This window comes from Ruegeria sp. AD91A (assembly GCF_003443535.1).
Lineage (GTDB): Bacteria > Pseudomonadota > Alphaproteobacteria > Rhodobacterales > Rhodobacteraceae > Ruegeria.
On record NZ_CP031946.1, the window covers coordinates 1082364 to 1105533 of the forward strand.

27 protein-coding genes and 1 tRNA gene are annotated in these 23170 nt (G+C 55.5%); 11 read left to right on the forward strand and 17 right to left on the reverse strand.

Annotation, left to right across the window (positions count from 1 at the left end; genetic code table 11):
• Position 1 precedes the first annotated feature (1 nt).
• The 4 genes from pstB (at position 2) to D1823_RS05445 (ending at position 3177) form a co-directional block, all read left to right on the forward strand.
• Positions 2 to 799: a phosphate ABC transporter ATP-binding protein PstB gene (gene pstB / locus D1823_RS05430; protein ID WP_117868959.1), complete on the forward strand. Its 798-nt coding sequence runs from the start codon at positions 2 to 4 to the stop codon at positions 797 to 799.
• Between the two features lie 16 nt (positions 800 to 815).
• On the forward strand, positions 816 to 1517 hold the full coding sequence (phoU, locus tag D1823_RS05435) for a phosphate signaling complex protein PhoU (RefSeq protein WP_117868960.1): 702 nt from the start codon (positions 816 to 818) through the stop codon (positions 1515 to 1517).
• A gap of 12 nt (positions 1518 to 1529) precedes the next feature.
• Positions 1530 to 2219 (forward strand): phosphate regulon transcriptional regulator PhoB, encoded by a 690-nt coding sequence (gene phoB / locus D1823_RS05440; RefSeq protein ID WP_117868961.1) that lies wholly within the window; start codon positions 1530 to 1532, stop codon positions 2217 to 2219.
• 190 nt (positions 2220 to 2409) lie between these two features.
• On the forward strand, positions 2410 to 3177 hold the full coding sequence (locus D1823_RS05445; protein ID WP_117868962.1) for an SDR family oxidoreductase: 768 nt from the start codon (positions 2410 to 2412) through the stop codon (positions 3175 to 3177).
• On the opposite strand, the gene D1823_RS05450 is transcribed toward D1823_RS05445, so the two are convergent.
• Both D1823_RS05450 and D1823_RS05455 read right to left on the reverse strand, forming a co-directional pair.
• Positions 3174 to 4043: an acyl-CoA thioesterase II gene (locus tag D1823_RS05450; protein ID WP_117868963.1), complete on the reverse strand. Its 870-nt coding sequence runs from the start codon at positions 4041 to 4043 to the stop codon at positions 3174 to 3176. The two genes, D1823_RS05445 and D1823_RS05450, sit on opposite strands and share 4 nt — an antisense overlap.
• A gap of 51 nt (positions 4044 to 4094) precedes the next feature.
• Positions 4095 to 5309 (reverse strand): serine hydrolase, encoded by a 1215-nt coding sequence (locus D1823_RS05455; RefSeq protein WP_254683802.1) that lies wholly within the window; start codon positions 5307 to 5309, stop codon positions 4095 to 4097.
• Between the two features lie 217 nt (positions 5310 to 5526).
• On the opposite strand from D1823_RS05455, the gene D1823_RS05460 reads away from it, so the two are divergent.
• Positions 5527 to 6156: a 2-hydroxychromene-2-carboxylate isomerase gene (locus tag D1823_RS05460; protein ID WP_117868964.1), complete on the forward strand. Its 630-nt coding sequence runs from the start codon at positions 5527 to 5529 to the stop codon at positions 6154 to 6156.
• A gap of 28 nt (positions 6157 to 6184) precedes the next feature.
• Here D1823_RS05460 and D1823_RS05465 read toward each other — a convergent pair whose 3' ends face one another.
• A complete protein-coding gene (locus tag D1823_RS05465; RefSeq protein ID WP_117872758.1) occupies positions 6185 to 7003 on the reverse strand; it encodes an SDR family NAD(P)-dependent oxidoreductase in 819 nt (272 codons plus the stop codon).
• Between the two features lie 459 nt (positions 7004 to 7462).
• Between D1823_RS05465 and aroQ the strand changes: the two genes are divergently transcribed.
• Positions 7463 to 7912: a type II 3-dehydroquinate dehydratase gene (gene aroQ / locus D1823_RS05475; protein ID WP_117868966.1), complete on the forward strand. Its 450-nt coding sequence runs from the start codon at positions 7463 to 7465 to the stop codon at positions 7910 to 7912.
• Positions 7909 to 8664, forward strand: coding sequence for an autoinducer binding domain-containing protein (locus D1823_RS05480; RefSeq protein WP_117868967.1), 756 nt, complete (start codon positions 7909 to 7911; stop codon positions 8662 to 8664). The genes aroQ and D1823_RS05480 overlap by 4 nt, the downstream gene beginning before the upstream one ends.
• Before the next feature lie 368 nt (positions 8665 to 9032).
• On the opposite strand, the gene tsf is transcribed toward D1823_RS05480, so the two are convergent.
• From tsf to D1823_RS05505, 5 genes are all read right to left on the reverse strand, one after another.
• Positions 9033 to 9908, reverse strand: a complete 876-nt coding sequence (gene tsf, locus D1823_RS05485; RefSeq protein WP_117868968.1) for a translation elongation factor Ts — start codon at positions 9906 to 9908, stop codon at positions 9033 to 9035.
• A 76-nt stretch (positions 9909 to 9984) separates the two neighbouring features.
• Positions 9985 to 10785 (reverse strand): 30S ribosomal protein S2, encoded by an 801-nt coding sequence (rpsB, locus tag D1823_RS05490; RefSeq protein ID WP_117868969.1) that lies wholly within the window; start codon positions 10783 to 10785, stop codon positions 9985 to 9987.
• Positions 10786 to 10950: 165 nt separating this feature from the next.
• On the reverse strand, positions 10951 to 11805 hold the full coding sequence (locus tag D1823_RS05495) for a 1-acyl-sn-glycerol-3-phosphate acyltransferase (protein WP_117868970.1): 855 nt from the start codon (positions 11803 to 11805) through the stop codon (positions 10951 to 10953).
• On the reverse strand, positions 11792 to 12547 hold the full coding sequence (locus D1823_RS05500) for a GNAT family N-acetyltransferase (protein ID WP_117868971.1): 756 nt from the start codon (positions 12545 to 12547) through the stop codon (positions 11792 to 11794). Before D1823_RS05500 ends, D1823_RS05495 begins: the two co-directional genes overlap by 14 nt.
• A gap of 108 nt (positions 12548 to 12655) precedes the next feature.
• A complete protein-coding gene (locus tag D1823_RS05505; protein WP_117868972.1) occupies positions 12656 to 12838 on the reverse strand; it encodes a DUF3553 domain-containing protein in 183 nt (60 codons plus the stop codon).
• Between the two features lie 43 nt (positions 12839 to 12881).
• On the opposite strand from D1823_RS05505, the gene D1823_RS05510 reads away from it, so the two are divergent.
• On the forward strand, positions 12882 to 13478 hold the full coding sequence (locus D1823_RS05510; protein ID WP_117868973.1) for a histidine phosphotransferase family protein: 597 nt from the start codon (positions 12882 to 12884) through the stop codon (positions 13476 to 13478).
• On the opposite strand, the gene D1823_RS05515 is transcribed toward D1823_RS05510, so the two are convergent.
• The 9 genes from D1823_RS05515 to D1823_RS05555 all read right to left on the reverse strand — a co-directional run bounded on the left by D1823_RS05515 (position 13475) and on the right by D1823_RS05555 (position 20917).
• The gene (locus D1823_RS05515) at positions 13475 to 14737 is read right to left on the reverse strand and encodes a glutamate-5-semialdehyde dehydrogenase (RefSeq protein WP_117868974.1); all 1263 of its coding nucleotides are present in this window, start codon (positions 14735 to 14737) and stop codon (positions 13475 to 13477) included. The two genes, D1823_RS05510 and D1823_RS05515, sit on opposite strands and share 4 nt — an antisense overlap.
• A 33-nt stretch (positions 14738 to 14770) precedes the next feature.
• A complete protein-coding gene (gene proB, locus D1823_RS05520) occupies positions 14771 to 15877 on the reverse strand; it encodes a glutamate 5-kinase (protein ID WP_117868975.1) in 1107 nt (368 codons plus the stop codon).
• Positions 15865 to 16899 (reverse strand): GTPase ObgE, encoded by a 1035-nt coding sequence (gene obgE, locus D1823_RS05525; protein WP_117868976.1) that lies wholly within the window; start codon positions 16897 to 16899, stop codon positions 15865 to 15867. The genes proB and obgE overlap by 13 nt, the downstream gene beginning before the upstream one ends.
• A 37-nt stretch (positions 16900 to 16936) precedes the next feature.
• Positions 16937 to 17473 carry a GNAT family N-acetyltransferase gene (locus tag D1823_RS05530; RefSeq protein WP_117868977.1) on the reverse strand — a complete coding sequence of 179 codons (537 nt, stop codon included), beginning with the start codon at positions 17471 to 17473 and terminating at the stop codon, positions 16937 to 16939.
• Positions 17470 to 18078 carry a LysE family translocator gene (locus D1823_RS05535; RefSeq protein WP_117868978.1) on the reverse strand — a complete coding sequence of 203 codons (609 nt, stop codon included), beginning with the start codon at positions 18076 to 18078 and terminating at the stop codon, positions 17470 to 17472. Before D1823_RS05535 ends, D1823_RS05530 begins: the two co-directional genes overlap by 4 nt.
• A gap of 95 nt (positions 18079 to 18173) precedes the next feature.
• Positions 18174 to 18443 carry a 50S ribosomal protein L27 gene (gene rpmA / locus D1823_RS05540; RefSeq protein ID WP_039535512.1) on the reverse strand — a complete coding sequence of 90 codons (270 nt, stop codon included), beginning with the start codon at positions 18441 to 18443 and terminating at the stop codon, positions 18174 to 18176.
• A gap of 11 nt (positions 18444 to 18454) precedes the next feature.
• Complete coding sequence (locus D1823_RS05545) at positions 18455 to 19063, reverse strand: 50S ribosomal protein L21 (RefSeq protein WP_117868979.1); 609 nt, start codon at positions 19061 to 19063, stop codon at positions 18455 to 18457.
• 211 nt (positions 19064 to 19274) lie between these two features.
• On the reverse strand, positions 19275 to 20075 hold the full coding sequence (locus D1823_RS05550; protein WP_117868980.1) for a DUF2059 domain-containing protein: 801 nt from the start codon (positions 20073 to 20075) through the stop codon (positions 19275 to 19277).
• Positions 20075 to 20917, reverse strand: a complete 843-nt coding sequence (locus D1823_RS05555) for a DUF2059 domain-containing protein (RefSeq protein WP_117868981.1) — start codon at positions 20915 to 20917, stop codon at positions 20075 to 20077. Before D1823_RS05555 ends, D1823_RS05550 begins: the two co-directional genes overlap by 1 nt.
• Before the next feature lie 123 nt (positions 20918 to 21040).
• Between D1823_RS05555 and D1823_RS05560 the strand changes: the two genes are divergently transcribed.
• The 3 genes from D1823_RS05560 (at position 21041) to D1823_RS05570 (ending at position 23165) form a co-directional block, all read left to right on the forward strand.
• Positions 21041 to 21130 (forward strand) — tRNA-Ser (locus tag D1823_RS05560).
• A gap of 250 nt (positions 21131 to 21380) precedes the next feature.
• On the forward strand, positions 21381 to 21938 hold the full coding sequence (locus D1823_RS05565) for a hypothetical protein (protein ID WP_117868982.1): 558 nt from the start codon (positions 21381 to 21383) through the stop codon (positions 21936 to 21938).
• Between the two features lie 198 nt (positions 21939 to 22136).
• Positions 22137 to 23165, forward strand: a complete 1029-nt coding sequence (locus D1823_RS05570; protein ID WP_117868983.1) for an alcohol dehydrogenase catalytic domain-containing protein — start codon at positions 22137 to 22139, stop codon at positions 23163 to 23165.
• The last annotated feature ends 5 nt before the right edge of the window (positions 23166 to 23170 follow it).

The following is a 23170-nucleotide window of genomic DNA, read 5'->3' on the forward strand; positions in this document are numbered from 1 at the left end:
AATGAACGACATGACACGAGTGGAGAGATCCGTGGACTCCAAAGACATCAAGATAGACGCCAAGAATGTTCAGGTCTTCTACGGTGAGACCCATGCCATTAAGGACGTGAGCGTTGAAATCGAAGACAAAACCGTCACGGCCTTCATCGGTCCTTCCGGCTGCGGCAAGTCCACCTTCCTGCGCTGCCTGAACCGGATGAACGACACCATAGATATCTGCCGGGTTGAGGGCGATATCCTGCTGGATGGCGAGGACATCTATGACAAGCGTGTCGACCCAGTACAGTTGCGCGCCAAGGTCGGAATGGTGTTCCAAAAGCCCAACCCGTTCCCCAAGTCGATCTATGACAACGTCGCTTATGGCCCGCGCATTCACGGCATGGCCAGAAATAAGGCGGAACTGGATGAAATCGTAGAAAAATCCTTGCGCCGTGGTGCAATTTGGGATGAGGTCAAGGATCGTCTGGATGCGCCTGGAACGGGCCTGTCCGGCGGCCAGCAGCAGCGTTTGTGCATTGCCCGTGCGGTTGCCACCGAACCCGAAGTTCTGTTGATGGACGAGCCGTGCTCGGCCCTTGACCCGATTGCAACCGCACAGGTCGAGGAACTGATCGACGAATTGCGCTCGCGGTATTCGGTGGTGATCGTCACCCACTCGATGCAGCAGGCTGCGCGTGTCAGTCAGAAAACGGCCTTCTTCCACTTGGGAAATCTGGTTGAATTCGGCGAAACCGGACAGATCTTTACCAATCCGGTCGATCCGCGCACGGAAAGCTACATTACCGGCCGTATTGGCTAAGCACAGGTATCTGACAATGAGCGAACAACATATTGCATCTGCATTTGACCGCGATCTTGAAGCGATCCAGGCGCATATCATGAAGATGGGCGGGCTAGTCGAGGCCGCCATCATAAACGCGGCGCGCTCGCTTGAAACACGCGACGAAGAATTGGCGCAAGAAGTGCGCAAGGGCGACAAAGCCATCGACGCGCTTGAAGAGCTTATTAACGAAGAAACTGCCAGGTTGATTGCGTTGCGTGCGCCCACGGCCGGTGACTTGCGACTGATCTTGTCGGTTCTGAAGGTGTCCGGCAACCTTGAGCGCATTGGCGACTATGCCAAGAATATCGCCAAACGAACCACCGTTCTGGTCAATGCGGGCGAGATCACTGGAAGCGCCGCCGCTCTGCGCCGTATGGCCCGCGAGGTCGAACGGATGCTGCGTGATGCGCTTGATGCCTATATTCAGCGCGATGCAGAGCTGGCCACAGATGTCATCAACCGCGATGAAGAGGTCGACCAGATGTATAACGGCCTGTTTCGCGAATTTCTGACTTTCATGGCCGAGGATCCGCGCAATATCTCGGCCTGCATGCATCTGCATTTCATCGCCAAGAACATTGAACGTATGGGCGATCATGTAACCTCGATTGCCGAACAGGTTGTGTATCTGGTCACTGGCGACCGCCCGACCGAGGCTCGGCCCAAGGCCGACAACACGTCGCAAACCGTTTAGGAGGCGAGTGAGATGTCCGCAGATCAACCTACCGTTCTGGTTGTAGAGGATGAAATGGCTCAGCGTGAAGTTCTGGCCTACAATCTTGAAGCTGAAGGATTTCGGGTCTCCAAGGCCGCCAACGGTGATGAGGCCATGCTGTTGGTTGACGAAGACAGTCCGGACATCATCGTTCTGGACTGGATGATGCCCAATCTGAGTGGCATAGAGGTCTGTCGTCGTCTGAAAAGCCGCCCGGATACACGTTCAATCCCGATTATCATGCTGTCGGCCCGGTCCGAGGAAGTGGACAAGGTTCGCGGTCTTGAAACCGGGGCGGATGATTACGTGGTCAAGCCGTATTCAGTGGTCGAGTTGATGGCACGCGTTCGCACGCAATTGCGCCGCGTCCGTCCCACGACTGTTGGTTTGCGCCTCGAGTTCGATGACATCGTTCTTGATTCCGAAACACACAAAGTCAGCCGGGACAACAAACCCCTGAAGCTCGGGCCGACCGAATTCCGGCTTCTCAGCACATTTATGGAAAAGCCGGGCAGGGTCTGGAGCCGCGAGCAATTGCTGGACCGGGTTTGGGGCCGCGACATCTATGTCGATACCCGAACCGTCGATGTACATATCGGGCGTTTGCGCAAAGCTCTGACGCAATATGGTGGGAATGACCCAGTGCGAACCGTTCGTGGCGCAGGATACGCGTTGGGGTAGCTACTTGGTGTGGGCTTATAACGTGCAAACCATTTGAATTTTGACAGGAGACGTATTTAATTTGTGAATCCACCATGCTTCAGCAGAAAGACGTATAATCGGTATTATGGTTAAAGTTGTCGACTTGTAACTTGTCTGCAAAGTGAACACTCTGGCCAGACCACGCAAGTTACTTGTTTTGGAACGTACTATGCAGATCAGAAATAAAACTGTCGTTGTTACCGGCGCCGCTGATGGTATTGGCAAGGGTTTGGCGGAACGCTTTGCACAAGAAGGTGCGCGTGTCATCTGCTCGGATATAGACAAAGCCGGAGCGCATGCGGTCGCAAACAAAATTGATGGCGTTGCATTCACTTGTGACGTTTCCAGCGAAGATCAGATCAGGACGTTGATCGATTTCACCGAAAACACTGTTGGCCCAATTGATCTGTTCTGCGCAAATGCCGGTATCCTGACTATTGGCGGTCTGGATGTTCCGGACGATCAATGGGAAAAGATTTGGAAAATCAACGTGATGTCGCACGTGTGGACCGCGCGACATCTGGTGCCTCGCATGATCGGTCGCGGCGGCGGTTATATTATGACAACGGCGTCTGCAGCGGGATTGCTGAACCAACCAGGTGCAGCGCCATACGGTGTCACGAAACATGCAGCGGTCGGATTTGCTGAGTGGCTGTCGCTGACCTATGGCGCCAAAGGTCTGCGGGTTTCGGTTCTTTGTCCTCAGGCGGTTCGGTCGAAGATGACTGAGGGACACGAGGTTTCAGTAGCATCGATCGACGGAATGCTGGAGCCCGAAGACGTCGCGGAAGCCTGCGTTCAAGCCATCCGATCCGAACGGTTTCTGGTTCTTCCACATCCGCAGGTTCTGGATTATTTGCGGCTCAAAGCGGCTGATTACGACCGCTGGCTGGGCGGAATGTGTAAATTGAATCAAATATTTACGCCGGATATTTAACGTTTTCCCTGAGCCTTCCGCATAAGACCTTCCTGAGCCACCGACGCGACAAGGGTTCCGTCTTCCGAGTAGATCGACCCACGATTGAAACTGCGTCCCTGCCCCGTCCATGGGGAATCCATCACATACAGATGCCAGTTCTGAAATTTCACGGGTGCATGAAACCACAGAGCGTGATCCAGGCTGGCGCCGTTGAACTCTCCGGAAAACCAGCTCAGCCCGTGAGGTCGCAAACCCGACGACATGAGGTTCATATCTGACGCATAGGCCAAAAGAAGATGTTGAGTTTTCGCGTCCGCAGACGCGGCAGCCGCCATGCGAAACCAAGTTTTGTTGTGGTCGTCCGACACTTCGGGGTTGAACGGATCCAGATGATCCACCTCCCGGACTTCGATCGGGCGTTCACGCAGAAGTTCACTGCGAAATCCTTCAGGCACGCGATCAACGTATGCTTGTCGAAGTTCGGAGCGGGATGGGTATGTCTGGGGTGGATTCACAGTTGGCATCGGATGCTGATGCTCCCAACCTTCATCCTGAACGTGAAAGGATGCCGACATGTTCAGGATCTGTTTGCCATTCTGAATTGCGACGACGCGGCGGGTAGTGAACGAACCTCCGTCACGTGCTCTATCCACCTGATAAATAACGGGCTTATCCGGGTCTCCGGGTCGGATGAAATAGGCGTGCAGGGAATGGCACAACCGGTCATCTACGGTTCTGTATGCAGCGGCCAAGGCCTGCGCAATGACCTGACCGCCGAAAATCCGGGTTGGTGTTTCTCCACCCGATCCCGTGCCGCGGAAAAGGTCGACCTCAAGCCGTTCAATATCCAGAAGATCCAGTAAGATGCGTTCCGCTTCGGTCATTGTTTGCTCTCAGGCTGATTACTCGAGACCCGGGTATCAGCCCGAGCAAGATCATTCAATCATGGCGGCGTGCACCAATGCCTTGAGTTCAGCACGGGATGGATAGGAACTGGACGGCGACAATTGAGTAAAGAACACAGCCGTCAGGTCGTTCTCCAGGTCGTTCCAGAAATAGGTCGAGGCCATGCCACCCCAACTGAAATCACCAACTGATCCGGGCACACGCACCCGACCCGGATTCAGAACAATCGATCCGGCAAGGCCAAATCCCATGCCTTCCATGGGTTGTTCCGCAAAGCTCTTTGGACCCATCGAGGCGATATCACCCGGCAAGTGGTTACGCATCATGAAGTCCACTGTTTTTGGACCAAGCAATTGATGGCCATTTCCGGCCCCTCGATTACGTAGCATCTCGACGAATTTGGCATAGTCGTCGATTGTGGACACCAACCCACCGCCACCTGAAAAGGTCGTCGCGTTCTCGAATGGCGAGCCCTCGTGAGAATCGATCAATCGTAGTGTATCGCTTCCTTGGTCGAGCGAGTTCAACGCCATCGCGTCGCCGACCAGCGGGGTGTAAAGGGATGCGAACCTGTCCCCTGCCCCGGCTGGTACTGAAAACCCGGTTTCGCCCATCCCGAGGGGAGCCAAAATTTCCTGCCGGAAGAATTGATCCAAAGCCTGTCCCGAGACGACCTCGACAACGCGTCCAATCACGTCGGTTCCGACAGAGTATTCCCACCGTGTTCCGGGTTGGAATGCCAATGGTAACTCTGCCAGTTCACATACGAGATCTCTCAGAGGCCCTTGATCTGGTTTGAAGATTAGACCCTTTTCATCCATCGCGTCCGGTAGAATCCCGGGATTGAACGGATAGCTGAGACCACTGGTGTGGGTGAGTAACTGATGTAGAGTTGGGGGTGCTGCGTCTTCGGTTTGATCCAGCTTTTCTGCGCCGGGCACCAAAGCCTGTATCTGTTTAAACTCGGGAAGGAAATCGGACAGAGGCGCGTCGAGGTGAAACAGTCCACGTTCCGCCAACATCATCAAAGCAACAGAAGTGACGGGTTTGGTCATCGAGTAAATGCGCGCCAGCGTGTCGCGTTGGAACGGCAGATTGTCCTCAACACTGCGTAGACCGCTCGAGTGGAAAAAAACCTCTTCTCCCTTGTGCTTTAGCAAAAAGGACGAGCCTGCATATTTACGCTGCTCTACAGAGCTGTCCATCCAGGTGCAAAGCCGGCTAAGCCGCGTTTGATCGAACATGACTTGTTTTTGAAGCATTTTTTTGAGTTCCGCCAGTTGTTGACCAATATCGTGCATGCGTGGGGCCTGAAACAACAGCAGATCCCGGGCTGAATTAAACGGTTAAATAAGCAGAGCCAAGAGGCACGTCCTTCATCCAAGTGATACAGTGAAACCGATACAGATTCGCTTGTAAATTTTTGGATGGGGTCATGCCGGACCGGCCTGGAGGGACATCATGACGCAAAACATAGATTTCGTTTACGATTTTTGCAGCCCAAATGCCTTTCTGGCCCACAAGATACTGCCAGAGCTGGCGGCGCGGCATAGTGCCAAGATCAATTATACCCCAGTCCTTCTGCCTGTTGTTTTCAAAGCCACGCACAACCAGAGCCCATTTCAGGCGTTTTCTGAGAACCGTCAGAAAACCGCTTATCTTACCCATGACCTGCATAGGTTCGCGCGACGTCGCGGGCTGAGCTTCCATATGAGCCCGCATTTTCCGATAAATACAAAATTCGCGATGCGTGGCGCCCATTTCGCCAGGGGAAAATCATGGGAAATCAGATATATAAGCGCCGTTTTTGATGCGATTTGGGTGCATGGACAAAAAGCTGACGAGTTGGCCGTTCTCGTCGATATTCTGCAAGAAAACGAACTGCCGGTTCGCAAGCTGCGCGAAGCCATGACGAGTCCTGAAATCAAACAGAACTTGAAGGATCAGACCAAAACGTTTGTTCGTCGGGGCGTTTTTGGTGTTCCCAGCCTGTTTTACGGATCCGAAATGTTCTTTGGCAAAAACAGCTTGCCGAACCTGGAAATTGAGCTGTCGAAAAACAAGAAGAGAAGTAAAACCAATGCGTTGTGAAAGGTCTTGGTTTCAAACGCAGCCTCCCTCAAAAGGCGTCAGCGAAGATATTGCCTGACGTTACAACGTTGATCCCACCTGAAATCGGGATAACCGAACCGGTGACATAACTGCCGCCGCGCCCGCATAAGAACAGCATACACCCCGCTATATCTTCATCACAGCCAACACGCCCAAGAGGCACTGACTTACCGACCTTTTCGCGCTTGCCCTCGTCCGCTGTCGCAAAGGCTGTCATCCGCGAAACGAACGGTCCCGGAGCCAGCGCATTGACCGTCACGTGGTAAGGCGACAATTCCTTGGCCAGGATTTTGGTTAGATGCAGAACAGCGGCCTTCGAGGCTGAATAGCTATAGGCGCCATCCCCCATGGGAACCTCTCCCATCACAGAGCCGACGTTTACAACTCTCGCCGGATCGTCTGCTGTGCCAGACTCCATCAACATCGGCAGTAGCCTCTGGGTTAGTTCGAATACTCCGGCCACGTTGACCGACATCACCTTTTCCCAGGCGTCATGCGGAAACTGCCCCAAGGGAGCACCCCAGGTCACACCGGAGTTATTCATCAGAATATCAAGAGTTTCAGTGCGTTTCTGAATGTCCGAAACCAGATTGGCGATGCTGGCCTCGCTGCCGATGTCTCCGGCAAATCCTTCGGCACTTCCGGGTGCTTCCAGCGCATTCAACTCGGCGGCGGCCTTGATACATGCGTCCCCGTTTCGGGAGGTGATCAAAACACGTGCACCGGCCCTGACCAATGCTTCAGCGGCCATTCGCCCGATACCCGTGGCGCCGCCAGTTACCAATGCGGTTTTGCCGGGCAACGAGAAAAGGGTATCCGGTGTCATTGTCATGCTCCTCAATCAAGTCTGGTTTCGTCTGCATTCTGACCCGGTTCGAAGGCCTGTTGCCGACACGGCAATCTACCGTTCACTGCATTGGCACGAACCCGGGTTGCACAAAAAATTTTACACAACAATCTACAGTCTCATCGGAGACGGTTTGCAAGTATTACTCAGCGTCGCGCAGGGCCGCCCGAAAATCCTGGAAAGACCCTCGTTGCCGAACCTGAAATCGATCAAAGAGAACCTGAAAACCTGTTTCCCGGCCAATGGAAGACCAAGAGAAAAAGCATGGCCCATGTCCACAGGGATACACGGTGTTTTCGGGTGGGATGTTTGAACTCAGTTTTTTCGACCATCACGAGTTCTGTTTTCTGAGCAACTGACCGGATGCAATCCGGCAGTGTCAGGTAGACAACCCGGCCTTTTCGTGTCTATGAACCATAGTATGGGGATAGTGAAAACATGTATAACGTCTTGGTATTGAATGGCCCAAACCTCAATCTGCTTGGTACACGGCAGCCCGAGGTTTACGGCGACACAACATTGCACATGATCGAGGACCGCTGCGTTCAGCATGGGGCGTCGATAGGGCTGGATGTAACGCATCTGCAATCCAATCACGAAGGTGTGCTACTTGACGCTATTCATGCGGCCCGTGGTGTGCAAAGCGGCTTGATACTGAACGCAGGGGCGTTCACGCATACGTCGATTGCCCTCATGGATGCCATTGCATCTGTAGAGTTACCGGTTGTCGAAGTGCATCTCTCCAACATTCATGCCCGAGAAGCCTTCCGGCACAGGTCCTATGTAGCCTCTGTTGCATTGGGTCAGATCTGTGGTTTCGGTGCCCAAAGCTATATTCTGGCGCTGGACGCGCTCGCGGCTCATCTGAAAGCAGGCAACTCGACATGAAGCTCAAGGAATATCTTCAGTTTGTCAGCTACGCTAAGACCCTGGAAGACCTGTGGGATGCACATTGCCGCCAGATGGGTGAATTCGGGTTTTCCCGCCTGATCTATGGCCATACGCAATACAGGACGGAGACGTCTCTGGGCGATCCCGAAGATTTCGTAATTCTGACAAACCACAAACGGGCCTATGTCGACGGTTTCATCAAGGATGGGCTTTATTTTCATGCCCCGATGTTGAAGTGGGCGTTGGACAATGAAGGCGCTGCCAGCTGGAAAATGCTGCAAGACATGAACTCGGGCGGAACGATGACCGCGAAGGAGCGCGAAGTTTTCGATTTCAACAAGTCCATGGGTGTGGTTTCTGGCTATACCGTCAGCTTCAATTCAGTTTCCATGCGCTCGAAGGGAGCGATTTCTCTGGCTGCTGCCAATGGGCTAAGCCAGGAAGACGTGGATGCGGTCTGGGAAGAACACGGCGACGACATTCTTCTTATGAACAATGTCGCCCACCTGAAAATCCTGACATTGCCGTTCCATCCGCCAAATCGAGCACTGACCAAGCGACAACGCGAAGCGTTGCAGTGGGTCGGAGACGGGAAAACCACTCAGGATATCGCGCTGTTGATGGGACTGACATCTGCAACTGTAGAAAAGCATCTGCGACTCGCGCGAGAGGCTCTCTCGGTCGAAACGACGGCGCAGGCGGTTCTCAAGGCGTCTCTGCACAATCAGATGTTCATTATGGAAGTATAACCGCAATATTTTGACGCTATCCCGCGTCAGTTTACCTTAGGTAAGGAAATCACTACTTTTCAAATCAAACCTAAAAGTTGCAAAGTGAGAGTGTTCCGTGAGTGGTGGCTTTAGCCAGGGAACATTGGGTTGGATCTTTGCAATAACAAAGCTCTCCGATCACTCTGACAAGGGGGCGCCTATTTGTCCGCGTGCCAGTGTCGGAAATTTTGGGGGGCCTCGACCATCCCCATCATGCGGGGCCCTCCAATTCTTCTATAGATCGCTGAAGTATTCTGTTTGCCAATAGCAAAAGAAAAAGGGTCACGCTATGCGTAACCCTTTAATTTTATTGGAAAATGCCGCTTTCGGCACTTTCCCTGTGCCACTTAGCCTTGAGCGGCCTTGGCGACCTCGGCTGCGAAGTCTTCTTTCTCAACCACGATACCTTCGCCAACTTCCAGGCGGATAAAGCCGGTGATGGTCGCGCCGGCTTCCTTGGCCGCTGCTTCGACGGTCAGGTCAGGGTTCACGACAAACTGCTGGTTCAGCAGAGTCGATTCCGCGACGAATTTCTTCATACGGCCTTCGATCATCTTTTCGATCACCTGCTCCGGCTTGCCGGATTCGCGGGCGATGTCCATCTGGACCTGCTTTTCTTTCTCGACAACTGCCGGGTCCATGTCTGCTTCGGACAGGGCCGCCGGGTTCACGGCTGCGATGTGCATTGCAACCTGTTTGCCGATTGCTTCGTCGCCACCGGTCAGAGCAACCAGAACGCCGATTTTTCCCATGCCGTTGGTGGCCGCATTGTGGACGTAGGACACAACGGTGTCGCCCGACAGTTTGGCCATGCGGCGCACCGACATGTTCTCGCCAATCGTGGCGATCTTGTCGGTCAGGGTGTCTGCAACGGTTTTGCCGCCCAGATCAGCTGCCAGCAGCTCTTCTACGTTGTCTACGCCTTCAGCCGCGTAAGCAATCTTGCCGACCATTTCCTGGAATTCCGCGTTTTTCGCGACAAAGTCGGTTTCCGAGTTCACTTCGACAGCAACACCGTTGCCATCGTTGACGTGCACTGCAACCAGACCCTCTGCTGCGGTACGGCCGGATTTCTTGGCCGCTTTGGCCAGACCCTTGGTACGCAGCCAATCAACGGCTTCGTCCATGTTTCCGCCGGTTTCGGTCAGCGCCTTTTTTGCGTCCATCATGCCTGCGCCGGTCGAGTCGCGCAGTTCTTTAACCATTGCTGCTGTGATTGCCATCTCTTGGCTCTCCTCAATTCAAACGGAATTGGGGCAGGTCTACCCTGCCCCATATGTCATTTACGTGACGGGCAGCTTACGCTTCGGCTTTCGCTTCCGGAGCGGCTTCTTCTGCGGGTGCTTCTTCCACAACGGCTTCCTCAACCGGCGCTTCTTCGAATGCACCCAGGTCAACACCTGCTGCGCCCATCTGAGCGGTCATACCGTCCAGAGCCGCGCGTGCGGCCAAATCGCAGTACAGAGAGATTGCGCGGGCTGCGTCGTCGTTACCGGGGATGATGTAGTCGACACCGTCGGGTGAGCAGTTGGTGTCGACAACAGCCACAACCGGGATACCCAGTTTGTTGGCTTCGGCGATGGCCAGTGCTTCTTTCTTGACGTCGATGACGAACAGCAGATCAGGAACGCCGCCCATCTCACGGATACCGCCCAGCGATGCCTGCAGTTTGCCCTGGTCACGTTCCATGCCCAGGCGCTCTTTCTTGGTCAGGCCTTCGGCGCCCGATTCCATTGCTTCGTCGATCTGGTTCAGACGGTTGATCGACTGGGAAACGGTTTTCCAGTTGGTCAACGTGCCACCCAGCCAACGGTGGTTCATGTAGTACTGAGCCGACTTTTCTGCAGCCTCTGCAATCGGCTGAGCTGCCTGACGCTTGGTACCAACGAACAGAACGCGGCCACCTTTTGCAACGGTGTCACGAACGGCCTGCAGAGCTTGGTCCAGCATTGGAACAGTCTGGGTCAGGTCCATGATGTGGATACCATTGCGCGAGCCGTAGATGAACGGGCCCATGCGGGGATTCCAACGCTGTGTCTGGTGACCAAAGTGAACGCCAGCTTCCAGCAGCTGACGCATGGTGAACTCGGGAAGAGCCATGCTATTTTCCTTTTCCGGTTTACGCCTCGGCGGGGGTGAAAGAAGCGGATGCTCCAACCGGCGGGCCAGATAGGGATGTCTCCCCTACAAAGCCCAAACCCCGCCTGCGGGTTTGAATGGCGCGCGTATACGGCAGGTTTGGACGCAGTGCAAGGGTCAATGCCCTTATTTTTCAAGCCGCGCCAATGCATGAGCGTGGCGCACCGCCGCTTCGCAATGGGCCGCCAGTTCCTTGCGGTTGGCGAAGTCCCTGATCCGGGCCGGCGAATGATAGATCAGTTCAACGGATCCTTGTCTGCGCGCACCCAAAGTCTTGAGCAGGTGCGGCGCGAAATCCATATCGCCCCACCAGCCATAGAAACGGTCAGGCTGACCTTTCGGTGCGTGAAACACCACCGAAACCGGTTGAACATACATGAAATCACGCAATTCTTCTGAAAAGAACGCGGCAAAGAGTGTTGTTTTAAAGGGTAAAACACGCAATCCGTCGGTCGAGGTGCCCTCGGGGAAGAACAACAATTTATGTCCGGCCTTGAGTCGTTCTTCGAAGATCGCCGTCTGCTCGCGCGCCTTTTTGCGATCCCGCTCGATGAATAAGGTCCCGGTGGCCCGTGCCAACCATCCGATACCCGGCCAGTTTGCAACTTCTGCCTTGGACACGAAGTAGACTCTCTTGCGGGCGTTCAAGGCAAAGATATCCAGCCAGGATGTGTGGTTGGCGACAACTGCACCGTGCTCCTTCATCAACGCGCCCGAGCAGTGAAATCCAATTCCAAGGATGCGAAGCGCGTTTCGGCACACGAACTGGCTGATAAAAGGTGTAACGGGGCGGTGAACGCCAAAAAACGGCAACTCGATCAGTCGAATGGCCAACAGAACAAGCAGACCGCCGAACACAAGGATGGCCAAAGGCAATCCCCTCAGTAAAACGAGTATCCAACCGACAAAACCCAGTTCGATTGGGTCCGGCGCTTCCTCACTGTTCCAAAGCGGATCATTCACCGATTCAAGCTCCGCCATAGATGCGCTTCTGCCGCTCGTTCATACGGGTCGTATCCAGGATCAGGCACACATCGGTGGTGTTGAAGTCGTGATCGATGAACGCCCCCTCGCCGACGAAACCGCCGAGCCTCAGATAGGCTTTGATCAGGGCTGGAACCTGCAACATGGCGCTGCGACGATCCAATGCGTCCGGTGCGACAAGATCCATGGTCTGAAACACGCTCGGCTGAGCCCTCACCCGCAGGTCTGGCGGCGCCAGATGATTGTGATGCAGCATGGACAATGGCTGGGCCAGTTCCTGCACATCCGTGCCATGAAAACTGGCGACACCGAACAGGATTTCGATCTCACGTTCGGCCACATACCTAGAGAGACCATTCCAGAGATGATACATCGCCGTACCGCCCCGGTAGTCCCTGTGCAGGCACGACCGGCCCAGTTCCAAGAGCTTGCGGCCACTTTGCTTGAGAACGGTCAGATCGTATTCGTCTTCGGAATAAAACTGACCCAATTCTGCCGCACGATCGCCCGGCAACAGCCTGTAAACGCCGACGACTTCCCCTGTCGCGTCATCAAGGGCCAGCAAGTGATCGAAGTAAGGATCAAACCGGTCACGTTCCAACCCAGTCACATGATCGATCAGCTCGCCCCCGCCGCCGAGTTCACGCACGAACACGTCATAGCGTAACCGCTGCGCGGCGTGCAGTTCGTCTTGAGTTTCCGCCAATTTGATCGTGAACGAGGGGCCAGCGTCCGGCATGTCTGACTTATCGATCCTATGTTGTCATCGCGGCTGATACCCCAGTTCTTCAGGGGAAGGCAACAAGTGGGCATCTGGCCTTTTCTGTTAACTCTTCTTAAACCAGTTTCACGGATCAAAGACCGGCATCAGGGCGATGCGCGTTCCGTCGATTACCACTTTCCCCTGCTCGCGAAAGTTCACGGTGATCTTGCCTGCGACGTTGGACTGAACCTGTCCGACACCCCATTCGGGGAAATCCGGGTGGCGAACAAACATGCCCGGTGCAAGAATAGCATTCATGTCTGTCATTTGGGGCTTCCGGTTCCTGCGGCAGATACCGCAGGAGGTACGCATGGGCAACACGAACGTCAACCTGGCTGAATTGATCGGCTCCCGAATCTGCCACGATCTGATCAGCCCGATCGGTGCAATCACCAACGGGCTGGAACTGTTGGACATGGTTGGCGCGGTGCAGGGCCCCGAGATGGAGTTGATCTCGGGCAGCGTCGGCAGCGCTGGTGCGCGCATCCGTTTTTTCAGGGTTGCCTTTGGATCAGCAGGAGAACAACCGCTTGGGCGAGCCGAAGTGACTGAACTGCTCAAGGATATGGAACGCACCGGACGGGTACGGGTCATTTGGAATCTGAAGGAACCCGTGCCGCGAAATCAGGTCAAACTGGCCTTTTTGGGAATCATGTGCTGCGAAAGCGCCATGCCACTGGGCGGAACGGTCGAATTCAAAACCCAAGATGAAAAATGGACGATCACCGGGACCGCAGACAAACTGAATGTGGATGCTGAACTGTGGAAACACGTTGCAACCGGTCGGTTCCCCAACAAGATTACACCTGCGCAGGTCCAGTTCGCTCTGCTGCCCGAAACGGCAAATGCAATGGGTCGGCGCGTTTCAGTCGAAACCGCTGCGACCCGTGTTTTGCTGCGCTTTTAGTCCCGGGTCGTTCCGTTCCCGCGCACCAGGTATTTGAAACTGGTCAATTGGGCGGCCCCCACCGGGCCGCGGGCATGCATTTTGCCCGTGGCGATTCCGATCTCGGCGCCCATCCCGAATTCACCACCATCGGCGAACTGAGTCGAAGCGTTGTGCATCAGGATCGCGCTATCTAGGCGCTCAAAAAAACGGGCCGCAGCAGCGCCGTCCTCGGTCATGATACAATCGGTATGGTTTGATCCGTATCGCTGGATATGCGCAATGGCTGCGTCGATGTCAGCGACAGGCTTGGCCGCGATAACACTGTCCAGAAACTCTTTTCCCCAATCCTCAGCCGTTGCGGAAACTGTACCCTCAACCGCAAGTATGCCGTCGGCGTGAACCTCAACCCCAGCATTCACGAGCGCGGCGATCACGTCACGCCCCAGCGTTTCGGCGATGTCCTGATGGATCAGCAAGCATTCGGCAGCACCGCAGATGCCGGTGCGACGGGTTTTGGCGTTCAGCACCACGTCCAACGTTTTCTGCGGATCAGCCGCCTTGTCGACATAGATGTGCACGATACCTTCAAGATGCGCAAAGACAGGCACACGAGCCTCACGCTGCACAAGGCCCACCAACCCCTTGCCTCCGCGCGGAACGATGACGTCGACATAGTCGGTCAGGGTCAGCAACTCCTGCACCGCAGCGCGGTCACGTGTCGGCACCAGCTGAATCGCATCTTCCGGCAGATCGGCGGCCTTCAGCCCTTCTACCAAGCAGGCATAAATCGCGGTTGAGGAATGAAAACTCTCGGACCCGCCCCGCAGGATGACAGCATTTCCGGATTTCAGACACAACGCGCCTGCGTCAGCGGTTACATTTGGGCGGCTTTCGTAGATCACGCCGATCACACCCAGCGGGGTGCGCACGCGCTGGATATTCAATCCTGTCGGTCGGTCCCATTCGGCCAGCACTTCGCCCACCGGATCGGTCTGATCAGCCACCGCGCGCAAACCATCGACCATGCCCTGAACACGCGCCTCATCCAGCATAAGGCGATCCATCATCGCCGGGCTCAGGCCCTTCTCAATGCCAAACTCCAGATCCTTTTGGTTGGCTTCGATGATCTCCCCGCGATTGGCCCAAACCGCCTCGGCTGCCGCAATCAGAGCGGCATGCTTTCGTTCGGCGCTTGAAAAAGCCAGTTTACGTGATGCCGCCTTGGCACGTTTCCCAAGATCGGCCATCAGAGCTGGAATGCTGTCAAAGTCTTTCATGTCGCGTGCCTCTCAGGTCGTCTTATTCGATGGTTACAGGGCCAGATCATCCCGGTGGATCAGGGCAGCGCGGCCGGGGTAGCCCAGCGTGGCCTCGATCTCGGAAGACTTACGCCCCTTGATCGCGCCCGCCTCCTGCGCGGTATAACGGCTGATACCCTGCCCCAGTCGGCGCGCTTTTGGGTCAAGGATCGAAACGGGGTCGCCGCGCCCGAAATCACCAGTCACTTCGACAATACCCGCGGGCAGCAAGCTTTTGCCATTGGCCAGCGCGTTGGCAGCCCCTTCATCGACAGTGATCTCACCACGCGGTTTCATGGCTGAAATCCAACGCTTGCGCGCTGCATGCGGGTCCAACGTTGCGGTGAACCACGTACAGCTTGAACCATTCTCTAGCCTTTTCAGAGGGTTCAAGATCGATCCTTCAGTGATTGCCATCGCACAACCACCCGCGGTGGCCATTTGGGCAGCCAGCAGTTTTGTCTTCATTCCGCCCTTTGACAAACCAGAACCCGCATCACCCGCCATGGCTTCGATTTCGGGCGTGATCCGGTCTATGGTTTCGAACCGGGTAGCTGAAGCATCTTCATTCGGGTTGCCGGAATAGAAGCCATCCACATCTGACAGAAGGATCAGCTGATCCGCGCCGACCGTTACCGCGATTTGCGCGGCCAGACGGTCATTGTCACCATACCGGATCTCATCCGTTGCCACTGTATCATTTTCATTGACGATCGGCACGACTCCAAGGCCAAGCAATGTTTCCAGAGTCGCGCGCGAGTTCAGGTATCTGCGGCGATTCTCGCTGTCCTCCAGCGTCACCAAAACCTGCGCCGTGGTGATTCCATGTGGTGCTAACGCTTCTTCATAGGCGCGTGCCAGACGAATTTGTCCAACGGCAGCGGCAGCCTGCGATTTTTCCAAAGGTAAAGCCGCTGCGGGCAGACCCAGAACACCGCGCCCCAGCGCGATCGACCCCGACGAGACCAGAATAACATCCGTCCCTTGCCGTTTGAGCCAGTCCACGTCCTGTGCCAGAGTATGCAGCCAATCGGAACGAAGCAAACCTGTATCCCGATCGACCAGCAGAGCAGAGCCGATTTTGACGACCAGGCGACGCGCTGAGGTCAGGGCTGCCAAGGCTGCGCCTCCTCAGCGGGTTTCTGGCGAACACGATTGTCATCAATCTGGCCGCGCAACGCGCGCAGAACCTCGGTTACACCTTGATGAGCAACGCCGGACATCGTCATCACGGGGCCGCCAACGGCCTCTTCCAGTTCGGATTTGGCCAGATCACGTTCTTCATCATCCAGCGCATCAACCTTGTTCAGGACGGTGATCCGGGGTTTCTCGGCCAGTTCACCACCATAGGCTTCAAGCTCGTGGATAATCGTGCGGTAATCATCGGCAACTGTTTCCGACGTTCCATCGACAAGATGCAGAAGCACAGCACAGCGCTCAACATGACCAAGGAAGCGATCTCCGATCCCGCGTCCTTCATGGGCGCCTTCAATCAGGCCAGGGATGTCGGCCACGACGAATTCCGCATTGTCGACGCCCACCACTCCCAGATTAGGGTGTAGCGTGGTAAACGGATAATCCGCAATCTTGGGCCGCGCGTTGGACGTAGCTGCAAGAAAGGTCGATTTTCCCGCGTTTGGCATACCCAGCAAGCCCACATCGGCGATCAGCTTGAGACGCAGCCAAATCGTACGATCAATGCCTGCCTGCCCCGGATTTGCACGGCGGGGCGCCTGATTGGTGGCGGATTTGAAGTGCAGGTTGCCGAAACCGCCATTGCCGCCCTTGGCCAGCAGAACGCGCTGGCCCACTTCAGTCAGATCGCAGATGACCGTTTCCTCGTCTTCGTCCAGAATCTCGGTGCCGACAGGCACGCGCAAGACAATGTCATCACCGTCCTTGCCGGTACGTTGCTGCCCCCTGCCCGGCTGGCCGTTCTTGGCGAAGAAATGCTGTTGATAGCGGAAGTCGATCAGGGTGTTCAGCCCGTCCACAACTTCGACCCAGACGGAACCGCCCTTACCACCGTCCCCCCCATCAGGGCCGCCGTACTCGATGTACTTTTCGCGCCGAAAGCTGACGCAGCCGCCACCTCCGGCCCCGGACCGGATGTAGACCTTTGCAAGATCGAGAAATTTCATGTGTGTCCCCTACTGCAAAGGCCCCATCGGCCACAAGTCAGAGTTTTTTACTGTACGTCCAGGTGGGCACATTCGCATCACGCGCCACCGAATAGCTTTCTGCATCGCCAAGATACTGGAACCCGCAATGGGTCAGAACCCGGGCAGAGGCCGGATTGTCCTGGAACACGCTGGCAAACATGGTCGCGTTTTCCAGCGGGTTGGCATTCACCAGCGCTTCGACAGCCATAGAGGCAATGCCGGTATTCCAATAGATCGGCGCAACCCAATAGCCGACTTCTGACTGATTCCGATCCAGCCGTTTCAGCGTGATCAGACCAATCAGCTCCGGGCCATCATCCTTGGTGGCATCCATGACCCAGACATCCTCGTCCCGGTCTTCAGCCATTGAGCGCGTGACAAAAGCTTCGGTCGAGCCTGGGGCCAAAGGATGTGCAATACTGGTTGTCATGCGTGCCACACGCTCATCACCGGCATAATGCTCGATCAGCCCCATATCCGAACGACGCAGAGGGCGCAGATCGAACCGCTCGGTTTCTATGACCGGCTGATTTATTATTGTTTCAAGTTTCATGAGTGTGTTCCTCCTCCGAACAACACGAAAAGTACGGACGCAACCGTAAGACCCGCCAACGTCCACATCAGATATTTTTCAACTGGCCGTCCTTCAACCGCGTGGGCAATTCTATCGCCCGCAAAGGTCCAGATCGGATGAAGAACCACCTGACAAAACAACAAACAAAGAGCGATCGTAATCGTCGCTTCAAAACTGGGCGTGCCCGCGGCCACAAACCCGGTGAAACCGGCAATGATCATGGCCCAGGCTTTGGGATTGAGCGGATGAACAATCAATCCCGCCAGAAAGCCGGGGGCCCTCCCCTCGGACTGTTGTCGCGACAACCGCGTGTTGGCAATTTTCCACGCCAACCACATGATATAGGCCGCTGACGCGTATTTAAGTACCGTAAACACCTCAGGTGCCTGATCCGCGAGATGCAGTAACCCAAAACCAATCGGCCAAATGATCAACTGCTTCCCCAGAATCACCCCCCCGACAAAAGGTAATGCTGCCCGAAAGCCATAGCGCGCACCCGTTCCCAACAGGACCATGTTGGCCGGTCCCGGCGTGCCGACCTGGCTGGCGGCAAAAATCAGGAAACTGGTGGTTGCGACTGTCATCGGTTTGATTGATCACGATTGCGTTAGAACGAAAAAGGGACCGGCACTTTGTGCCGGTCCCCCATGAATTTTTCTTAAACCTTCTGGGTTTCGGCTTACTCTGCGGCCTCCGCCACTGGCAGGACCGAAATGAAGGTGCGGTTTTTAAGTCCTTTATGGAACTTAACGGCGCCATCGGTGGTTGCAAAGATGGTGTGATCCTTGCCCATACCTACGCCTTCGCCCGGCCAGAACTTGGTGCCGCGCTGACGCACGATGATGTTACCTGCGATAGCGGCCTGGCCACCATACAGTTTTACGCCAAGGCGACGACCAGCTGAGTCGCGACCGTTACGGGAGGAACCGCCAGCTTTTTTATGTGCCATTCTCTCTCTCCTTAGCCTTTGGCCAGTTCTTTGGCCTGCTCAACCCATTCGGGCTTCACTTTGACCGTTTCGATAGCAGCAATCTGCTCGTCCGACAAGGCGGCCAGAGCTGCAAAGCTTTCGATACCGGCCTCGTTCAGCTTCTTGGCAGCGGCTGGGCCGACGCCAGTCAGCGCGGTCAGATCGTCCGCAGCAGCAGAGGGTGTATCGGCTTTGGCTTCAGCTTTCTTTACAGGCTTTGCCGCCGGAGCAGAGTCGCCTGCCGGAGCGGATCCGGTTGCAGCCTTGATGCCCGACTTGTCAGCGCCCGACGCAAGAATGTCGGTGATCTTGACCAGAGTCAGTTTCTGACGGTGGCCAACGGTACGCTTCGAGCTGTGCTTACGACGGCGCTTGACGAACTTGATGACCTTGTCACCTTTGACCTGTTCGATCACTTCGGCCTGTACGCCTGCGCCTTCAACGAAAGGTGCGCCAACAACCGGAGCGTCACCGCCCAGCATCAGAACATCGTTGAATTGAACTTTTTCTCCTGCGTCGGCAGCCAGTTTTTCAACGCGGAGCATATCGCCCGCCTGAACCTTGTACTGCTTGCCGCCAGTCTTGAGGACCGCAAACATGCGTCTTTCCTTTTCATATCCGCGTTCTGTGGTCCCCTGAACCGGGTGTTGCTGGCTTAAGCCACCTCGAACAGCGAGCCCTTTTCGGGCTGTGTGACTGACCCTGTGACGATGTCGAATGGGTCAAATAATAACGATACCCGGCGCGGAAAACCGGCCGGGATGCGCGCTTATCCATAGAACGTCGTAAAAAGTCAACACCAAAGCGATGTCAAAGATCAGACGCTCTGAGCGTCTGAGCAACCGCCCGCCCCATCCGGAACGAGATGTCGTTGAACATGCGGTCAAAACCGTCGAACAACGCTTCATTCAGGGCGCGACCCGTTTCGGTTCTGGAAAACGCGATATTCTCGCGCATCTGGGTCTCGTCCAAAGGCCGGTAGGCCATCAGCAGAAAAGAATACAGCCACGCCTCGGTTTCGGCGGCGCGGCTCTTTTTCTGGGAAAGAAGCTCGGCCAGCAATTCCTGATCGTCGCCTTGCGCGTCAACATCGAGACCCCGAAAGAAGTTGTAGTCTGAACTCAGAGCCCCCTGAACGTTCTTGTCGATAAGGTCATTTGCCTGAATGTACTCATCGACCAACTCAAAGCGAGTCGTGTTTCGTTTGACGGAATCGTATGCTTCACGGGCCATGTCCTCTATGGCCTGGTCTGACATCGCCTGCCGGGCCGAGTTTTCCAGCGCCACAATCGTCTGACCGAGATCGCTTTCGAAAAACAAGATCGCCTGATCAAGCTGCGCATCAGACAAACCTGCTTCAAACGCATCCGTCAGTTGTTTTTGCATCCAATCCGGATCGTAAATGTCCCTGACCTGCGCTTCAAAGAACGCGCCGCCAGTCTTGTCCAACAACGTTTCGTCAAGTTCCTCGCGGTGCACCTGCCCTTCCTGTACGAGAATTTCCATCACATGCGACAGGTGCATGGCCTGCGCCAACCGGTCAACCTTTTGATCGGCCTGCAAGGGTACACCCCACAGAACAACTACAATCGCCAAAAAAACGCGGCGCATCAAATATCCTGTGCAGGATGCAATTCGGCCATTCGGGCCGCAAGAACTTCGAACCGCATGGCCATGATTTCGTACTGGATCGCGTTCAGCAATTCATACACTTCCTGCATCAAGGGTTGTTCCAATGCTTCGACATAGGTAACGACATCCGCATCAGAAAAATCCTGATAGGTGTAAGCTGCCCCTGCAAGGCTGGACAGTTGGAGAGACTGGCGCATACCGGCTTCGTTCCGCTTCATCAGCGCACGCAATTCATCCGCATCCAGTTGCAGCTCGATGACACCTGATGCGCTGGCTGCCAGAAGGAAACGCACCTGAATCTCTTGCAAGGCCCGCACCGCGGTGCCGGTCGAATCGATGGCATTGTTCATGCGCTTGAAACTTTCGACCCGTTCCGATCCGTCCTTGATCAGGTCCGAGATGATCATTTGCCCTTCCAACTGTTTGGCTTCATCGTCCTCAAGCATATGCGAGGCGTTTTCGGCCTCTACCAGGCGCTGCCCCAGGTCGGATGCATAAAAGTCAACCGCATGCGTCAGGGCTTCATCACTCAGAGTTTGTTCCAGGATGGAAACTGCGGTCTCGTGCATGGCGCCGACCTCAAAGACTTCGTCTGCCAGACGGGCCCAGTCCGAGCCAAATCCCTCAGGGTCGATCCCCAGCATCTGAGGGGCGGACCTCGAGCTCAGCGCGATGCTTTCCAACGCTACGTCAAACCCGGTTGTCGTCAGAAAAGCCTCAATCCGGTCCCGGTTGGCAGCGGAAAGTTCCAATGGGATAAGTACAAGCGCAAAAAGCGGGGCCAGAAACCAAAAGGCAAAGCGGCGTACAAACTGTGTCATACTTATCAGACTAGGCGTTTTATGCCTGCTGGCAACGGAAAAACCCGGGTTTCGTAAATTCCCGAATTTTCTGCTTGCACCCCTGCCCGTTCCTCACTAAATCCCCCCCTCACAGACCCCCGCGGAGAGGTGCCGGAGTGGTCGAACGGGGCGGTCTCGAAAACCGTTGTGGGTGCAAGCCCACCCAGGGTTCGAATCCCTGTCTCTCCGCCACACTGCCAATGCTGGCTTTTAGGTCAACCAGAGACTTCCCAAGGATTTACTTCTGCTGCTGCCATTCCCCGCGGATCGCTGCCCAATCCGGTCGCGGTGCCTTTGTGCAGGCATATTCTTGCCGCGTTTCGTCGGGCAATGAGCGTAGCCCGGCTTATACTCTATTCTGCTGAGAATTATTGGGAATTCCCCTTTGTTCCTGAGTTATTTTTAGCGCATCCCGGCGACACATTTTCCAAAGGAGACACACATGTCGCGTACTCTCATTCTTGCCATCGTCATCGCCGCAATTGGTGCTGGCGGGTATTTTTACCTGAAACAACCCGAACCCACACCCGCTGAACGTTTGGAAACCGCGGCAGAAGAAGCCGCCGAAGCGGTGACAGACGCGGCTTCCTCTGCTCAGGACGCTGCCTCTGACGCAGTCGATGCAGCGACCGAGAAAGCCGCTGAAGCAGCATCGTCATTGACGGACCAAGCAACTGAAGCGGCCTCTTCGGTGGCGGATCAGGCAAGCGAAGCGGCGTCATCCGTAGCGGATCAGGCCTCTGATGCCGCCCAGGAGGCTGGCGATCAGGTGGCAGCATTGGCCGGTCAGGGTCAGGAGTTGCTGAATTCATGGGTTCAGGAAGGCAAGCTGGACCCCACAAATTTCGATTATGAAGGCATTATGACATCCCTTCAGGAAAGCACTCTGGCCACTGATCTGAAGGATCAGGCGATCAAGATTGTAAATGATATCAAGGACTCACCTGAAACAATTATTCAGAAGATTCAGGAACTGACCAACTTGTTGACCCAACAGTAAAGTGATTGAGGCCGATCCACGGGTCGGCCTTTCCCAAGGGCGCATCTGCGCTGCCCCTACGTTATGGCGTCGTCGAATTGACGTCCTTCGCGGCTTTTGATTGGCTGTGCCAGACAAACAGCCCGCATCTTACCCGTACTATTGGGGGCCTTCCAGATATGGTGCGGGCTTTGCTTTAGCCATTTCGAGGATGACCCGATGACCGACCTGCCCCAGACTATGTTCGCCGCAATCCTGAAACATGACGGGTACTCCGGCACGGCCACCGGACCGGCCATTGAAAATGCCGCCGACTGGTTGGAAGAAGCAGAAGTTCCAACACCAGAACCCGGCCCCGGTCAGGTGCTGATCCGGTTGCGCGCAGCTTCGGTCAATCCGTCAGATTTGCACTTCATCAAAGGTGAATACGGACAGCCAAGGGTCAAAGGTTCGCCCGCCGGATTCGAAGGTTGCGGAGACGTCGTCGCCGTCGGCAAGGGCGCCGAGGCCCTGCAAGGACAACGCGTCGCGTTTGTCGCCGCCGGAACAGGGGCCTGGGCAGAATTTGTCGTTACACAGATGCAGATGTGCATCCCTCTGCGCCCTGATATCTCGGACGATGATGGGGCTGCTCAGATCGTTAATCCAATGACGGCGATGGCCATGGTGGATATGGCCAAAGCTGACGGAGATGCCTTTGTCGTATCAGCTGCGACCAGCCAATTGGGCAAGCTGATGTGCAGCCTTGGCCGCGATCTGGGGTTGAAGCCGATCGCTTTGGTGCGCCGGGCCGAGACGGTAGAGATGTTGAAAGACCTTGGTGCGGCCGAAGTGCTGGTGACAGCCGATGAAGACGTTGTCACAAAGTTTGCGGATCTGAGCGCGCATCTGAAACCGCGCGTGTTTCTGGATGCCGTGACGGACCAGTTGTCTGAACAACTGTTCTGCGCCATGCCCAACCGGGCGCGCTGGATCAGTTATGGCAAGCTGTCAACCGAGGCGCCGACGCTGACTCAGACCGGTCAACTGATCTTTATGAGCAAGCGGATCGAAGGCTTCTGGCTGACGAACTGGATGATGTCGACCCCGCCCGCTGATCAGATGCGCGTCGTGGCCGAGGTTCAGGCCCGGTTTGCCGACGGGCGTTGGAAAACGGATGTTTCAGAACATGTTAGGCTGAAAAATCTTGTGCCAAATCTGGCAGATGCGCTGAAAAAGAGTGACGGCAAGGTGATTGTCACGCCATAGTAGAA

Coding starts and splice junctions, on each gene's coding strand:
- phoU (WP_117868960.1), top strand. CDS start 816: ATGAGCGAACAACATATTGCATCTGCATTTGACCGCGATCTTGAAGCG.
- D1823_RS05530 (WP_117868977.1), bottom strand. CDS start 17,473: ATGAAACTTGAAACAATAATAAATCAGCCGGTCATAGAAACCGAGCGG.
- D1823_RS05550 (WP_117868980.1), bottom strand. CDS start 20,075: ATGCGCCGCGTTTTTTTGGCGATTGTAGTTGTTCTGTGGGGTGTACCC.
- D1823_RS05515 (WP_117868974.1), bottom strand. CDS start 14,737: ATGAAAGACTTTGACAGCATTCCAGCTCTGATGGCCGATCTTGGGAAA.
- D1823_RS05510 (WP_117868973.1), top strand. CDS start 12,882: ATGGGCAACACGAACGTCAACCTGGCTGAATTGATCGGCTCCCGAATC.
- D1823_RS05505 (WP_117868972.1), bottom strand. CDS start 12,838: ATGACAGACATGAATGCTATTCTTGCACCGGGCATGTTTGTTCGCCAC.
- D1823_RS05565 (WP_117868982.1), top strand. CDS start 21,381: ATGTCGCGTACTCTCATTCTTGCCATCGTCATCGCCGCAATTGGTGCT.
- rpsB (WP_117868969.1), bottom strand. CDS start 10,785: ATGGCTCTTCCCGAGTTCACCATGCGTCAGCTGCTGGAAGCTGGCGTT.
- tsf (WP_117868968.1), bottom strand. CDS start 9,908: ATGGCAATCACAGCAGCAATGGTTAAAGAACTGCGCGACTCGACCGGC.
- D1823_RS05455 (WP_254683802.1), bottom strand. CDS start 5,309: ATGTTCGATCAAACGCGGCTTAGCCGGCTTTGCACCTGGATGGACAGC.
- D1823_RS05545 (WP_117868979.1), bottom strand. CDS start 19,063: ATGTTTGCGGTCCTCAAGACTGGCGGCAAGCAGTACAAGGTTCAGGCG.
- D1823_RS05450 (WP_117868963.1), bottom strand. CDS start 4,043: ATGACCGAAGCGGAACGCATCTTACTGGATCTTCTGGATATTGAACGG.
- D1823_RS05535 (WP_117868978.1), bottom strand. CDS start 18,078: ATGACAGTCGCAACCACCAGTTTCCTGATTTTTGCCGCCAGCCAGGTC.
- D1823_RS05465 (WP_117872758.1), bottom strand. CDS start 7,003: ATGACACCGGATACCCTTTTCTCGTTGCCCGGCAAAACCGCATTGGTA.
- D1823_RS05495 (WP_117868970.1), bottom strand. CDS start 11,805: ATGGCGGAGCTTGAATCGGTGAATGATCCGCTTTGGAACAGTGAGGAA.
- pstB (WP_117868959.1), top strand. CDS start 2: ATGAACGACATGACACGAGTGGAGAGATCCGTGGACTCCAAAGACATC.
- rpmA (WP_039535512.1), bottom strand. CDS start 18,443: ATGGCACATAAAAAAGCTGGCGGTTCCTCCCGTAACGGTCGCGACTCA.
- D1823_RS05555 (WP_117868981.1), bottom strand. CDS start 20,917: ATGACACAGTTTGTACGCCGCTTTGCCTTTTGGTTTCTGGCCCCGCTT.
- D1823_RS05500 (WP_117868971.1), bottom strand. CDS start 12,547: ATGCCGGACGCTGGCCCCTCGTTCACGATCAAATTGGCGGAAACTCAA.
- phoB (WP_117868961.1), top strand. CDS start 1,530: ATGTCCGCAGATCAACCTACCGTTCTGGTTGTAGAGGATGAAATGGCT.
- D1823_RS05445 (WP_117868962.1), top strand. CDS start 2,410: ATGCAGATCAGAAATAAAACTGTCGTTGTTACCGGCGCCGCTGATGGT.
- obgE (WP_117868976.1), bottom strand. CDS start 16,899: ATGAAATTTCTCGATCTTGCAAAGGTCTACATCCGGTCCGGGGCCGGA.
- D1823_RS05460 (WP_117868964.1), top strand. CDS start 5,527: ATGACGCAAAACATAGATTTCGTTTACGATTTTTGCAGCCCAAATGCC.
- D1823_RS05480 (WP_117868967.1), top strand. CDS start 7,909: ATGAAGCTCAAGGAATATCTTCAGTTTGTCAGCTACGCTAAGACCCTG.
- D1823_RS05570 (WP_117868983.1), top strand. CDS start 22,137: ATGACCGACCTGCCCCAGACTATGTTCGCCGCAATCCTGAAACATGAC.
- aroQ (WP_117868966.1), top strand. CDS start 7,463: ATGTATAACGTCTTGGTATTGAATGGCCCAAACCTCAATCTGCTTGGT.